General features: G+C 33.9%; 16 protein-coding genes. 1 reads left to right on the top strand and 15 read right to left on the bottom strand.

Annotation, left to right across the window (positions count from 1 at the left end; translation table 11 throughout):
- Positions 1-5 precede the first annotated feature (5 nt).
- The 15 genes from ACWNT5_RS10680 to ACWNT5_RS10750 form a co-directional block, all read right to left on the bottom strand.
- A complete protein-coding gene (locus ACWNT5_RS10680; RefSeq protein ID WP_456517311.1) occupies positions 6-1,148 on the bottom strand; it encodes a beta-ketoacyl synthase in 1,143 nt (380 codons plus the stop codon).
- A complete protein-coding gene (locus ACWNT5_RS10685) occupies positions 1,145-1,591 on the bottom strand; it encodes an acyl-CoA thioesterase (RefSeq protein ID WP_299600491.1) in 447 nt (148 codons plus the stop codon). The genes ACWNT5_RS10680 and ACWNT5_RS10685 overlap by 4 nt, the downstream gene beginning before the upstream one ends.
- On the bottom strand, positions 1,569-2,861 hold the full coding sequence (locus ACWNT5_RS10690) for an ABC transporter permease (RefSeq protein ID WP_299600488.1): 1,293 nt from the start codon (positions 2,859-2,861) through the stop codon (positions 1,569-1,571). The genes ACWNT5_RS10685 and ACWNT5_RS10690 overlap by 23 nt, the downstream gene beginning before the upstream one ends.
- Positions 2,854-3,612 carry an ABC transporter ATP-binding protein gene (locus ACWNT5_RS10695; RefSeq protein ID WP_299600485.1) on the bottom strand — a complete coding sequence of 253 codons (759 nt, stop codon included), beginning with the start codon at positions 3,610-3,612 and terminating at the stop codon, positions 2,854-2,856. Before ACWNT5_RS10695 ends, ACWNT5_RS10690 begins: the two co-directional genes overlap by 8 nt.
- Positions 3,613-3,619: 7 nt before the next feature.
- The gene (locus tag ACWNT5_RS10700) at positions 3,620-4,618 is read right to left on the bottom strand and encodes a BtrH N-terminal domain-containing protein (protein WP_299600483.1); all 999 of its coding nucleotides are present in this window, start codon (positions 4,616-4,618) and stop codon (positions 3,620-3,622) included.
- Positions 4,615-5,016, bottom strand: a complete 402-nt coding sequence (locus ACWNT5_RS10705; RefSeq protein ID WP_456517312.1) for a hypothetical protein — start codon at positions 5,014-5,016, stop codon at positions 4,615-4,617. The genes ACWNT5_RS10700 and ACWNT5_RS10705 overlap by 4 nt, the downstream gene beginning before the upstream one ends.
- A gap of 36 nt (positions 5,017-5,052) precedes the next feature.
- Entirely contained in the window at positions 5,053-5,511 is a 459-nt protein-coding gene (locus ACWNT5_RS10710; RefSeq protein WP_299600477.1) for a hypothetical protein, read from the bottom strand.
- Positions 5,511-6,644 (bottom strand): beta-ketoacyl-ACP synthase III, encoded by a 1,134-nt coding sequence (locus tag ACWNT5_RS10715; RefSeq protein WP_299600474.1) that lies wholly within the window; start codon positions 6,642-6,644, stop codon positions 5,511-5,513. The genes ACWNT5_RS10710 and ACWNT5_RS10715 overlap by 1 nt, the downstream gene beginning before the upstream one ends.
- Positions 6,645-6,656: 12 nt before the next feature.
- Entirely contained in the window at positions 6,657-7,580 is a 924-nt protein-coding gene (locus ACWNT5_RS10720) for an NADPH-dependent FMN reductase family protein (protein WP_299600471.1), read from the bottom strand.
- A 3-nt stretch (positions 7,581-7,583) separates the two neighbouring features.
- The gene (locus ACWNT5_RS10725) at positions 7,584-8,474 is read right to left on the bottom strand and encodes an LpxL/LpxP family acyltransferase (RefSeq protein WP_299600468.1); all 891 of its coding nucleotides are present in this window, start codon (positions 8,472-8,474) and stop codon (positions 7,584-7,586) included.
- A 9-nt stretch (positions 8,475-8,483) separates the two neighbouring features.
- The gene (locus tag ACWNT5_RS10730; protein WP_027392758.1) at positions 8,484-8,729 is read right to left on the bottom strand and encodes a phosphopantetheine-binding protein; all 246 of its coding nucleotides are present in this window, start codon (positions 8,727-8,729) and stop codon (positions 8,484-8,486) included.
- Between the two features lie 26 nt (positions 8,730-8,755).
- On the bottom strand, positions 8,756-9,979 hold the full coding sequence (locus tag ACWNT5_RS10735; RefSeq protein WP_299600466.1) for a beta-ketoacyl-[acyl-carrier-protein] synthase family protein: 1,224 nt from the start codon (positions 9,977-9,979) through the stop codon (positions 8,756-8,758).
- 3 nt (positions 9,980-9,982) lie between these two features.
- Positions 9,983-10,714 carry a 3-oxoacyl-ACP reductase FabG gene (gene fabG / locus ACWNT5_RS10740; RefSeq protein ID WP_299600465.1) on the bottom strand — a complete coding sequence of 244 codons (732 nt, stop codon included), beginning with the start codon at positions 10,712-10,714 and terminating at the stop codon, positions 9,983-9,985.
- Positions 10,715-10,855: 141 nt separating this feature from the next.
- Positions 10,856-11,995: a WG repeat-containing protein gene (locus ACWNT5_RS10745; RefSeq protein WP_456517313.1), complete on the bottom strand. Its 1,140-nt coding sequence runs from the start codon at positions 11,993-11,995 to the stop codon at positions 10,856-10,858.
- 100 nt (positions 11,996-12,095) lie between these two features.
- A complete protein-coding gene (locus ACWNT5_RS10750; RefSeq protein ID WP_456517314.1) occupies positions 12,096-13,625 on the bottom strand; it encodes an HAL/PAL/TAL family ammonia-lyase in 1,530 nt (509 codons plus the stop codon).
- 102 nt (positions 13,626-13,727) lie between these two features.
- Between ACWNT5_RS10750 and ACWNT5_RS10755 the strand changes: the two genes are divergently transcribed.
- Positions 13,728-14,969 (top strand): NAD(P)/FAD-dependent oxidoreductase, encoded by a 1,242-nt coding sequence (locus ACWNT5_RS10755; RefSeq protein ID WP_299600459.1) that lies wholly within the window; start codon positions 13,728-13,730, stop codon positions 14,967-14,969.
- Positions 14,970-15,006 lie beyond the last annotated feature (37 nt).

Below are 15,006 nucleotides of genomic sequence, written 5' to 3' on the forward strand. Positions count from 1 at the left end.
ATCCACTACGCTAGTTTTTCTATAATCAAAGCGACATTACAACCCCCAAAACCAGAAGCTGTTTTTAAAACCCTTGTCAACTTTTTAGATTCATTTTTTGTAATCACATTTACAGGTTGTGAAACTCCCAACTCTTCAAAACCAACGGATGCTATCAATTCATTATTAAGTAAACAATGTCTTGCTATGATACTCTCTATTAGCGCAGATGCTCCCAATGTATGACCGTAATATCCTTTCAGGCTATTAAGCGGAACTTCTTGCAAGCCGGCTCGATTAAATGCAATAGCCTCCATTTCATCATTGAAAGGTGTTGCGGTTCCGTGAGCGGTTATGTAATCAATCTGCTCACTACGTAAATTAGCTTCTTTTAATGCTTTGGTAATGCTTATATACAAACCTTCACCTGTTCTTGAAGGACCAGAAATATGATTCGCATCATTAGCAGAGGCATCACCTGATATACTAATTACTTCACCGTTTATTTTATTTTTATCTGCACTTAACCAAGCAGAAGCTGCTGCTTCTCCAAGACTTATACCTGTTCTGTTTTTACAAAAAGGTTTACAAGGAGCTGCACTAACTGCTTGAAAAGAAAAGAATCCTGAAAGTGTAAATTCAGACAACAAATCTCCTCCAATAACAATAACATCATCAAATAGTTTCGCCTGAATCATTCTTTTTCCTATTGCTAATGCCAAACCACCTGAAATACAAGCATTGGATAACACTTTTGGTGTTTGTTCTAAATCAAAATAACCTTGAATTGTTTTGGCAATACTCCCTAGATAAGCTTTATCATTTTGCTCTTTTCTAATTTCACCTATATTTCCTTTAGTTGTTGAAATCACAATCCCGCATCTAGAAATATCTAGCGAAGGATTATTGGATAAAAGTTTAGAAACAGACAAAATCATCATTTTTTCTAACTTCGAATAATCTCCATTCTTATCATTCGAAATCGAGTTCCATGCTTCGTTCAGTTTAGTATTATCTACTACCGAACCGTAAAAGGGTGCAGACCAGATATCATTATTGTCAACTTCTTTTATTCCAATATTATTTTCCTGAAGATTCTGGAAATTTTCTTGCGTTGAAAAACCAAGAGGAGAAATAATACTATCGTCGATTAGATACACTTTTCTCATAGCAAACCAACTTTTCGTTTCCAATCAAGGAAAAATTCAGGAATACTCAGAGACATATTCCCATCCATGTCCAAAAACACTTGTGTAGTTTCACCTACGCATACAAGCTCTTTTCTTTGGTTATAGACATTATATCTAAAAATCATTTTCGCTGCGGGACTATCTACATATATAGTTTCTACCGTAGCCACATCACCATATTTGAGTGGTAATTTATGATCACAATTAGAATTTACAATTGGAGTTACATAGTTATTATCTTTAACATGTAAATAAGAAATCCCATGATTCCTTCCGAAAGCTTCTCTTCCTTCTTCAAAATATGTTATATAAATACCATGCCACACAATACTTAAAGGGTCACAGTCATTAAATCTAACTCTTACCTCATGAACGTGTTTTATATCTGTAACAACCTCTTTAGACCGTTTTTTTCTTTTCATAGTATAATATAGCTATTACGATAGTACTAATAAAAAATACAATAAGCAAACCAATCTCTGGAAGAATATCTCCCAGACTTCCTTTTCTTAAGAAACAGTCATAAAAAGCCTCTAATCCCCAGTTCATTGGAGATACTTTAGCGATCATTTGCATCGTATCAGGCATAGCAAAAACAGGTACCCAAACACCTCCTATTGCTGCCAACAACACTACTAAAACTGCTCCAAACGGTGCCGCTTGTTCATGTGAATTAAAGACTGTTCCTAATAAAATTCCGAGACCAATTGCTGCTAAACCCGAACTTAATGCTACCAAATACAACAATGCTAAATGGTCTCCTAAATCCAAAACGGGTAATCCTAATTTTGGAAAAACAAAAATCCCTAGCAATAAAATCAAGGTAAATTGCAATAAGCTAACCAACAAGAACAAAAATGCTTTACCGGCAATAATGGTACCGTATTTTGCAGGAGTTGTCTGCAACCTAACAAATGTACCTTGCCCTTTTTCGTGCACAAGATTTAGTGATAAAGGTAAAATCATAAAAAAAATCGCAAATAATGTCCAAGCGGGTATATTGTGCTGTACCGAGTTAGGAAGAATATCTTCTCCCGATAACGATGGATTTATTTGATCATATTTTACAAAGTTATCTCTATTAAAAGACTTTAGGCTTTCAGATTCTCCCAATTCTTTTTCAAAAGCTTCATAAATCGACCTAGTTTCTATACTTGCTACCAGCTTATCCACAGCGAATATAACTGAGCTTCTAAAAGTTTCCTGAGTAATCGGATCAAAATATAGTTTAACAACCTTATTAGAAGGTAGCTTTTCATCTGCCTGAGAAACTTTTAAAGAATCCTCTGTTCCTTCGAACTCTTCAAGTATTTTGGTGATATTCTTATCTATTTGTTTTTGTAATTCACTACTTAAACCTTCAGGTATTACTATTGCCAGTTGATACTCACCTGCAGCTACAAGTTGTTTTGCAGTTTCCTCAGATAAAGGAGTTTCTCCAATGGCCGAAATAGGCTCTAAAAACTCTATATCCGAAAAACTCTTTTGAATCTCTTTAGACAACTTTCCTTGATCCTTGTCTACCAATAATATATCTATTGAATTACTAGAAACGGATTTAAATGTAGCATCTTGAATTAGTGTTATAGTGATCACCAATATGATTGGCATAATAAAAAGGATAACTAACCCTCCAGGATCTCGAAGCAATAGTAAAAATTCTTTTTTTATGGATGCTAAAAACCTATGCATAATCCCTAAGTTCTCTTCCTGTTAATTCAATAAAAACATCTTCTAGATTTCGTGCATCTTTTGTATCTGAAATAAGCTTAGCAGGGGTATTCTCTGCAATGATTTTTCCAGAATCGATGATACCTACCAGTGAGCATAAATCCTGAGCTTCTCTTAAATGATGTGAGGTATAAATAATCGTAGTGCCTGTAGCATTAAGTTCTTTTAATTTGGCTGTAATTGCCTGCTTTGACTGTACATCTACACCAACAGTAGGTTCGTCTAAAAACAAAAGTTTAGGATCATGAAGTATCCCTGCTATTAGATTTACCCTTCTTTTCATACCGCCAGAAAATGTTTTAATTTTTTTATCTGCAAATGGCAGCAGTCCTAATGCTTCTAGATGAGAAGAAATAATTGGTTTTAGTTGAGCTTTCGTCATTCCGAACATACTTCCAAAATAGAATAAATTCTCTCTAGCTGTTAATTTAGGATATAAAGCATATTCTTGTGGAACAACACCTATTTGTTTCTGAATTTCTTTGGTTTCCTGTTTTAAATCTTTGCCAAAAATCGAAACGTCTCCAGATGATGGTTTTATAAGACCGCACAAAATAGATATTAATGTAGTTTTACCAGCACCATTGGGTCCAAGCAAGCCATAGACCTCTCCGCTTTCGATTTCAAGATTCACATCATCTAAAGAAAGAAAAGTAGCTCCTTTATACTGTTTGGATATATTTTTTATTTGAATAAGAGGATTTTGATCCATCTCACAACTATTTAATTGCTCTCTTCAGATCTAAAAAGAAAGCTCTCTCTGCCAATCCAATTGCATCCAGTTTATCCGCAATTTTATTATATGCATCAGTTTCTCTACTTCTGTTTTTATATAATCTGGAAGCATCAATTGCAAAATCTCTCCATTGATCTCCTATAGCAGTCATTTCTACAGACAACTCAGCCAATCTAGGATTCTCCATAATTACAGAAGCCTCTTGTAAAAAAGCGGCGAAAATAAATCTAAAACCTCCTCCACCAGTTCCTATTTCTTCTTGCATACGTACTAACTGACCAAGATAATGGTTGGTTTTCTTTACACCTATTTTATCAGGCCATTTACGAATACGCTTCGCAACATATCTTATTCCTCGAAATCCAACAAGCGGCACCGGAGCTAACATATGCCTATACGCCTGTTTAATTCCCTTTGTTATCGCTTTTTTAAGATCTACATCATTTGGTAATTCTGTCGGATAGTAAATATGCCCTTTTGGAGCAAATGGTCCCTTTGCAAAACGCACTTTTTCTAATTCTTTTGCAGACAGAGTCGTTACCTGAGGCATTACTGGATCACTTATTAAGTAATCTCCTCCATCTTTTCCATACACGACCAAATTATGTGCATTAAAATGAAAACGGTACTCATCAGGAAAGTAAGTAAGATTATACACTCCAACCTGTAATCCTACTGGGTTATTTTTTGATAATTCTGCATCTAATGTTTGCTGTGCCTTCTCTTTAGAATTAAATTTATGTCGCTTAATTTTGAAGCCTAGCCTTTTACTTACTCTAGAAAAGATAAATCCAGGAACAGGTCTAAAACTGAACATTGGTGCAAAATTCACCTTAATAAAAGGTATATATATAAAAAAGACTCCTGAAGCTATCCCAAACACCATTGGTTCACTTACCTTAAGTCCGTTATAGTTTAATAAATTCGAAACCACCCCATTTTCACAATGAGCGGATTGATTGTGTTCAAAGTTTATTTTCAAATCTTTGGATTTTTAAGTTCTTCTAAAGAAATTTCGAAAGCTTCAGCATATTTTTTAAGTGTTTTATCACTTAATTTTTTAAAAGTTTTTGCTTTCAAATGTCTTTTCACCTTCCACTGCCAGATACCAACATAACCAGATAATACTACTACATCCATACGCTGGGATTCCATATAGTAAGCTATTGGACTGAGCTCTCCTTCTTTTATTTTTTGGATTGTTTCTTGTAGCTGTTCCTCGATTAAATCTAAAGATTCATTTAATGCAATGGTCTTTGCTTCCCAACCCGAACTAAATGCCTTACCGTATTTACCATCCTTATCTACAGCATATACAACTTCTTTCATATTTGTATGAGAGAAACAACTTTCATCCTGAGGTACTTCTTCTTTTTTCATCCTAATTTAGATTTAAAAGTTTCTAAAAATGTAAGATCATTGTGAATCCACAATAATGGTCTTCATCTCAGAAGATGCTAGCAAATTACCTTCTGTATCTTTTACTTCGATTTTCACCAAAGACACTAACATAATTTCAGCTATAATTTCTACTGTAGTAACTAATTCTGTGCCAACTTTAGGCAGTTCATGGATTGTAGCGTGTTTTATAGACCCAATAAAACCTGTTTTAGGTTTATCATCTTTTCCTCTTTTTATATAACCTCTATAACCTCTATGCAGCGCTATGCTCTGCGCCATGTTTTCAATTAAACCGCCTTCTGTAAAATATCCGTTATTGGTAAGAATGTTGGTTTCAGAAATTTTATAACCAGAAACTACTTTATCAGGATCAAAATAGAGCAACTTGTCTATCATTACAAAAGGATCCTTTTGCGGAATTAATTTTTTGATTAAATCAATATCTGTGATTTCCTCTTGTAATTGATTATTCATTAGCAAACTGTTAGTAGAATATGAAAATACGAAAAACGACCACTTTCTGGGACGAGTAATAATATTTTTTCACCTTTTTTTAACTTCCCTGAATTTTTCAATTCATCTACCATTAAATAAATAGATGCCGAACCTACATTACCAACGTCCTTTAAGTTTGTGAACCATTTTTCTTTGGGAATCCCAATACCTTGCTCCTTCATTTCATCATCTAACTTACCTTCAAAATAAAATGATGACATATGCGGTAAAAAATAATCTACATCATTGATATCCAAATCATTTTTCGTTATTGCATCTTTAAGGCTAAGAATAGCTTTTTTAACAACATGCTCGTCTAGCACTTTCACATCTTGTTTCAAAGAAAAGATAGAATCATTAAGCCAATCTTTAGGAGTATAATCCGTCCATGGTTTTAGAGAACCATCTTCTTGTTTTTCTCCACCAGCATACATACATGCCTCTAATTCATATGCATATGAATACGCTTGCATCCAATCAATTCTTAAAGAAAGATCATCTCCTGGTTCTGATTCTAACAAAAATGCACCTGCACCATCAGATAACATCCATCGTAGAAAATCTTTTTTAAAACCTATAACTGGAGTTTCTTCCAAACTCTTAAGATTTTCTATCTCCTCATTATATTTTTGCGATTGCATCCAACTGGACGATCGTTCGGATCCCGTACATATTGCGTTATTCGTGTTCCCTGATTTTACAGAAAGAAAACCATATTTTAATGCACTCATTCCTGAACAACAAACTCCAGAAGCAGAATTAAGCTCAATACTTTCGGTATCTAATAATCCATGCACCATAGAAGCGTGCGAAGGCAACAAATTATCGGGACCAGTAGTTCCACAAGAAAGCAACTCTATTTGTTTTTCGGTAAAACCGTCTTTACACAAACTTTTAATTGCTTCTTTAGTAAGTTCTGCATTATTATGAGTTACATTACCTTCTTTATCTACAGCATAATATCTTTGTTTAATACCATTATTTCTTAGTACTATTCGCCTTGCTCTGGAAGGTTGATCATCAATCATACCTAGTCTCTTTTCCATTTCATCATTCGAGACTGGCTCATTTGGCAAGAAATGCCCTGTTTTTGTTATGTAAACGTTCTTCATAAAAGTGGTTACCTACCTTAATCTTACTGATTGATAATATTTAATATCCTTTTTTATGCGTGCATAAAAAGGCACATAAGTCAACAAAAATATAATAAAAACTATAGGTACAAAAACCCAAATAGCAAATTGTAGATAATACTGGAAAAAGTTTAACCATTTTTGTCTCCTTTTAGGAGATTTCAACCCCACCTTATATATATGAGCTGACCACTTACTAAATATATGATTTCCAGATTTATCTGATCTTATTAAAAAAGGTTTTATTGTTATTGCACCATCATTTACCAAGTCCTTTTGCAGTTGTTCATAATTTTCTTTAAAAAGATTTCTTTTTATGATAATTCCAAATTTATCCGCCTCATTAATATCTTTATCAGAAACACCAGGTTTTGGAAAAATACCCAGGTACTTTGTTTTTTTACCACTCATCATCCAATGAACAATAGTGATTACACTGATATGGTTCCAATGCCGATCTACAAAAGCAATATTACCTACTAATTTAGCCTTACAATCTACCAATAATCTTTTTACCTTTTCCTGAGTTAAAATCCACATGTTTCTAGATGCATTCACGGTAATTACAGGTGTATCTTTCAACAAAATCTTCGCATCATCTCCCTTCAAAAATGAATTTATAGGGATAGAAGGCGAAAGATACCAGACAGTATACCCTAGAATGATTAGGTCATATTTTTTCTTCTTAATTTCATCAGGAATAGGAATATTTGGCTTTGGTATTTGCAAATATGATTCCGGAAATACTTGAAGAAAATCTTTCTTATTCCATGGAAATTGATAAGGATCTTCTGGACAAATTTGATGCGTAGTAACGGTACAGTTCTTTTCCCTTTCTAAGGGTTTTATCAAATTAGATAAAATATCTCCAAGTTGCCCGCTTTGACTGTAATATAATACCAATATATTTTTCATATGTTAGGTATTAATATCTTCCCAATAGTCGTAATAATTAAACCACTGCAATGGGTATTTCTTAAGCATGATTTCTGTGTATCTTATATATTCTTTTAACACATGACTAGGTTTTACTGAAGCTTCAGTAAATTCTGGCTCTCTGGCATATAAGTTATATTCTTTACCTTTTCCTTTCATTATATACATATAAAGGATAGGCTTCTTTTTACGAGCAGCTAACTTATAAGGTCCAGAAGGAAACTTGACTGGTTTACCAAGAAATTCTTGTTCTATAAACTGAATACCTTCTACATATCTATCTGCAGCGAAAACAATAACTTCTCCGTTGGACAACACCTCATTCATTTCGAAAATATGAGACATATCCTCTTTAATCACAATAAACTTCATGGTGGTATCCGTGGAAACTGCTCCAACGAATTGTTTGATTTGTTCATTTTCCTGATCCGTAACAATCAAATTCACACCAGTATCCGTCATGTCAAACTCATCAAAAAAATAACGAGCAATATTAAAACTTCCAACGTGACCACTAAAAACAACTCCGCCTTCTTTCCGCTCTAATAATCTCTGAATTTTTTCTCTACCATCATATGTAAAACTAAACTTATCTTTAAGTCCATAGGAAATAGCAGTCCTATCGATAAGGGTTTGTCCAAAAACAAAATAGTTTTTATAAACACTTATTATCGATTTTATAGTAGATTGGCCAAGTCTTTTATTAAAAAAATAAAAACTTGATTTCGTAGAAGAAAAAGAGAAGACCAAATAGTAAGCTGCTACAAATACCAAAATGGTATATGCAGCATTAAGCCCAAGATACTTAATAAAAAATATAAAAATTCTATAACCTAAAGGTGTACCTTTAGCCTTACCTTCCCATTGGGCCATTGCAGTCTTTTAAATATTGACTTTACGTTCTATTAAATCATAAAAATCTTGGAAGCTCTCAACACCTACAAAATCATCACCTACCAACTTTACTCCGAAAGTAGCTTCTATAGCCACAACAAGATCAACATAATCTAAACTATCTAAATCTAAGGTTTCTTTAAGGTTTGCTTCAGGAGCTATCTCATCTGCTTCAACCTCGAATTCTTCAATCAAAAAGTCATCAACTTTTTCGACAATTACACTTGTTTCCATCATCTTTCTAGTAATTTTTTTCTATCCTAAATCTTTTTAATTACGATCGCAGAATTTGTGCCCCCAAATCCGAATGAATTCGACAAAAATACATCAATTTTTTTATCTATCGTTTCTTTTACCAAATTTAACTTTGTAGAGTCCTCATCCGGTTCTTCTAAATTAATATTCGGTGCTATAAACGAATTATTCAACATAATTAAAGAGTATATAATCTCACTTGCTCCAGCCATCCAACATTCGTGTCCAGTCATGGATTTCGTTGAACTTACATAAGGTTTAGATTCCCCAAAAACCTCATTAATAGCCTTTGCTTCGTTAGCATCACCAATTGGAGTTGATGTTGCATGTGCATTTACATAATCTATATTTTCTGGCTTTATATTTGCCTGATCAACTGCTCTTTTCATTGCTCTTGCAGGACCCTCTTGATTAGGAGTAGAAATATGATCTCCATTGGAAGAAAAACCATATCCAACTACTTCTCCTAAAATAGTAGCACCTCTTTTCATTGCGCTTTCATATGTCTCCATAAAAAGAGCTGCTCCTCCTCCACTTGGCACCAAACCGTCTCTACTACTATCGAAAGGTCTCGAAGCTTTTGTAGGGTTTTGTTCGTTTACAGAAAAAACTCCTAACCCATCAAAACTTCCAAAAGCATAATCATTTATTTCTTGAGCTCCGCCACAAAGCACATAGTCCTGAAGCCCTTGTTTAATCAACAAATACCCCATTCCAACGGAATGCGATCCACTAGCACATGCCGCACTAATGGTAAAATTAACTCCCTTTAGTTTAAAAACTGTCGAAAGATTCATAGTTACTGTTGAGTTCATAGATTTAAAAACTCCTCCAGAACCTACCAAAGTCGTATCTTTCTTAATTCTAATCTTATCGATTGCTTCCATTACGGACTCGGCAGTACTATCGTTACCAAAAAGCACTCCAATTTCTTCATTATCTAGAAACTCCTGATCTACTCCTGCTTGATCAAACGCTTGCTTTGTAGCTATGTAAGCATATTCAGATTCAGAACCAAAACTTACTCTTTGCCTTCTACTTAATTCTTTTTTCAGGTTAGGTTTTGGTACAATTCCTGTTAATGCAGATCGGTATCCAAATTCTTTGCGCGATGGCTCATAAACAATACCTGATCTTCCTTGATACAAAGACTCTTTTACTTCATCAACATTTGTACCAATACAAGAATAAATCCCCATTCCAGTAATAACTACTCTTCGCGTACTCATCCTCTATGAATATATTCCTCCGTTAATATTTACTACTTCTCCTGTAATATATGCCGCTTTTTTAGATGCCAAAAAAGTCACGAGATCTGCAACTTCCTCCGCTTCACCAAAGCGATTTACTGGAATCATTCGTTTTAACTCTTTTTCATCCATCTCTGCTGTCATATCCGTTTTTATAAAACCTGGAGCAACAGCATTCACAGTAATTTTACGTTTGGCTACTTCTTGCGCTAATGCTTTTGTAGCTGCAACTAAAGCTCCCTTAGCAGCCGAATAATTAGCCTGACCGGCTGTTCCTTTTACTCCTGATACAGAAACCACGTTAACAATACGGCCATATCTGTTTGTCAACATTTTCTGTATCAAATGATTTGTCACGTTATAGAAACCGTTTAAACTAATGTTCAAAACATCGTGCCAATCTTCTGGTTTCATCCACATAAACAAACCATCTCTGGTTATACCAGCATTATTTACTATAATTTCTATTGTTGCATCTGGATTTTCAGCAATCCAAGCGTCTAAAACCTTGTGAGTATCTTCTCTATCTGCTACATTAAACTTTAATAATGTACACTTTCCTCCTTCATCTTCAATTAACTTTTTAGTTTCATTAGCAGCGTCATCATTTGACTGATAATTGATCAAAACTGGATACTCCAATTCTTTTGCTAGTTTTACTGCTATTGCTCTTCCAATTCCTCTGGATCCACCAGTAACGAGGGCGTATTTCATTTACATATTTGGTTTTAAGATCAAATAATTATTGAAATTCTAAAAAAACAACAATTATTCCAAATTAAGATATAATTAACAATATTAAAAAAATCCCAACAACTTTAACAATCGTCTAAGGTTGCTGGGAAACTAGAAATTTTACTTAACATTTACAAAAGGCTCTGCATTTTCAAACCATTTACCTCCTAACAGCTTCCCATCTGGCGTTAAAAAACCCCATTTTTTCTCATGTTTAACTCGAGCTAAACCTTCAACAAAACCTTTTTGAGGGACTCTACCTGATAAAAAACCAAAACTTCCAGCCGTAATACCGTACTTTGTTTCTATCACTAAATCACCTTTTGTATTTATAAATCCCCATTCTTCGATTTTCACAGGAGCCATCCCGTTTTTATCGAAATAATCAACATCATCATATTTGTTTTCCACAACTACTTTACCATTAGTATCAATAAAGCCCCATTTGTTACCATCAAAAACTCCCGCATAGCCATTTTGAAAAGCTTTTGCTTTTACAAACTGAGGTTCTAACACCCATTTTCCTGATGTATCTATGAAACCATATTTTTCATCCTTCATGGCAATAGTATACTTTCCGCCCTCTCTAAAATCCCATATTTTAGCAGCTCCTTCAACAGCACTAAATGATGATGAGGATGCTATTCCAAAATTCTTTTCACCTTTCTCGGCTCTTGCAACACCATTTCTGTAGTTTCCTATTGAAGTATACTCTGCTTTAATAACTATTTTACCTTTGTTATCTATAATACCCCACTTACCTGACTGATTAGCAAAGCGAGCATAACCATTCTGAAATCCTTTAATAGTTTTATATTCTGGCTTTACAATTACTTCTCCTTTAGCGTTCATTAAACCTACTTTCTTGTCTTGTTTAATAAAAGCCACTCCTTCTTTAAAAGGATATATTTTTTCAGCATCTGAAAGAGCTAATTCCTTACCTTCTTTATCTATATAAACCCACTTCTTACCTTTAAGAACCATAGCTACTCCACTATTAAAGTCTTTCGCTTTACTAAACTGAGGTTCTAACAACCATTTACCATCAGGAAGTATATACCCCCATTTTTTTCCGTCTAAAACTAAAGCTACACCATCTGCAAAACTATTCGCTTTTTTAAATTGTGGTGTTATTACGAACTCAGCTTTTTTATTAATGTACCCGAATTTTCCATTTTCTCGAACTTTTGCCAGTTCCTGAGAGAATATTGTCTGTAAACCAAATACTAATGCTACTGTAATTAAAAATGCTTTTTTCATTATTTTATATTTAAGGTTTATTTTTTAGTACAAATAAAAAAGCATAGGTTAACATGCTTTTTTCTTTATGGTAAAATATATTAAATATTAATGAAATAAATTAATACGCATTATTATCTTTTAGATAGTCCTTAACTTGCTGTACAAAAGGATATGTAATATAGTCTTTATCAAACGGAGGAACGATAGCTTTGATATCTTTCACTAATTTTTGTGTTCTACTTGAGAGTTTATCACCAAAATCCAGATATTCTAAAGCTTGTACAATAGTCATCAATTCTATCGCAAGTACTTCAAAAGTGTTTTCTATAACCGTTTTAGTCATATTAGCAGCATTTGTACCCATACTCACAATATCTTGATTGTCATTATTGTTAGGAATACTATGCACATACATAGAATTAGAAAGCGTTTGATTTTCTGCTGTGGTAGAAACAGCCGTAAACTGAATTCCCTGCATTCCAAAATTAAACCCTAACTTTCCTAAATTCGCAAAAGGTGGTAAGATATCATTTAGTTTAGAGTTTAATAAATAATTTAATTGGCGTTCCGCTAACATAGAAAGTTTTGTTACTACCAGTTTTAATTTATCCATCTCTAAAGACACATAGTCTCCATGGAAATTACCTCCATGATACACATGCTCTGTCTCTACATCAATAATTGGGTTATCATTGGCAGAATTTAATTCTTCGATTAAAATTCTCCCAACATGTTTTATAGTATCACAAACTGGTCCTAAGATTTGCGGAACACATCTAAGCGAGTAATACTCTTGTACTTTCTCTTTGAAATACGTATCTCCATTCTGACCAGAGTATAAATGCTCCGTACGATCTCTTGTAAGTTTACTATCCGAAAGATGTTCTCTCATCATACGAGCAACATCCTGTTGTCCTAAATGTAATTTACTATGATTGAGCTCTTCTGACAAATGATCATCGTATGCTTGAACTATTTCATTGATTGCTGAAGAACACACTATAGACCAATCCAATAATTTTTGAGCATTGATTACATTAACGATACCTATACCTGTCATCGCCGAAGTACCATTCATCAGTGCTAATCCCTCTCTAATCTTGACTTCAATAGGTTTCAGTCCAAGTTCTTTAAACACATCTTCTGTATTTCTTCTTTCTCCTTTGTAAAATACCTCTCCTTCTCCAATCAGTACAAGTGCTAAATGCGCTAACTGCACCAAATCTCCACTTGCTCCAACTCCTCCATGATCAAAAATTAAAGGCGTTACATCATGATTGATCAAATCTTTCAACCCGTTAATCACGGTAGTATTTACACCAGATTTCCCTAAGGATAACGTGTTTAGTCTAGCTAACATCAAAGCCTTAACATAGGCAGGTTCCATAGGTTTTCCGGTTCCTGATGAGTGACTTCTGATCAGGTTAAATTGTAATTCTATCCTATCTTTATCATCAATTTTATATTGAGCCATAGGACCAAATCCAGTATTAACACCGTAAATAACTTTATTTTCAGAAAATTTCTCTAAAAATTTATAGCTATCCTCCACTCTTTTCACAATGGATTCATCTATCGTAACCTTTTCTTCATTAAAAATTACACTAAGGAAATCTTTAATTTCTAACCTTTCTTTTGATATTAGCATTCGCGAATTAGTAAGTTTTTTCCAATATTTGTAAAAAAATTCAAGTTTACTCTTTATTTTTACGAGGGCAAATGTAATGTATTTAATGTACCTTTGAAAATTATGAAAAAAGAAAATGTAGATGTACTAGTTATTGGCGCTGGTCCTTCAGGCAGTGTAAGTGCTGCATATCTTAACAAACATGGAATTAACGTTAAGGTAGTCGAAAAAACAAAATTTCCACGTTTTCAGGTGGGAGAAAGTCTCATCCCCAGATGTATGGACAATTTTGAAGAAGCTGGACTTCTCGATTGTTTGATGAAACAAGGGTACGAAAAGAAATATGGTGCTCGTTTTATAAAAGATGGTGTAAAAGGCTCTTTTGATTTTAGCAAAAAACATGGTGAAGGATGGGATTGGACCTGGCAAGTACCTAGAGATCATTTCGACAAAACACTTATAGACGAAGCTATTTCACAAGGTGTTAGTGTGGATTTCGAGACCGAAGTAACTGATGTCCAATTTGACGGAACAAATTCTTTAACCACTGTAAAGCATAAAGACGGTTCAGAAAGTGAAATTGAAGCCAAATTTATAATCGACTCTAGTGGTTTTGGTAGAGTTATTGCCAGACAACTAGGATTAGAAGCACCACCAAAAATTGCCGAACACGGATCTATTTTTACACAAGTAAAAGATGTAAATAGACCTGAAGGAGTTGAAGGAACTACAATTACATTTGAAATTATAGAAACCGAAGTATGGTTCTGGTACATTCCTTTTTCTAACGGTAATACTAGTATTGGTTTTGTAGGTCCGATGGAATGGATCAATAAGTTTGAAGGCAACACGACCGAAGTTTTACAAGAAATGATGAAAACTTCGCCATACTATTATGATCAGTTTAAAGATGTTCCCTATCTTTTTGAACCTTATAAAGTAGAGAACATTTCTAAAAATGTTACCAAGCTTTTTGGTGATGGTTTTGTACTAACTGGTAACAGTGCAGAGTTTTTAGACCCTGTTTTTTCTTCAGGGGTTTCGTTTGCTACAGAAACAGGTTTGTTAGCTGCTAAACTAGCTATTAAACAATTAAACGGAGAAGAAGTTGATTGGCAAGAAAATTTTGTTGATCATATGAAACGTGGAGTCGATGTATTCTCTACTTACGTAAAAGAATGGTACACAGGAAATCTTCAGAAAATTATTTTCCATGATAAGCCAAGAGAAGATTTCAAAGAACAAATATGTGCGGTATTAGCAGGATATGTTTGGGACCAAACTAATCCTTTTGTAAAAAAACACAACCATATTGTTAGAAATGTTGCCAAACTAATAGAAATGGAAGAAAACGTTGCAGAATAACAATTCTGCTTTTTAAGATATATAAAAAAGGAGGCTA

The sequence above is a fragment of the Aquimarina sp. 433 genome, assembly GCF_054054605.1.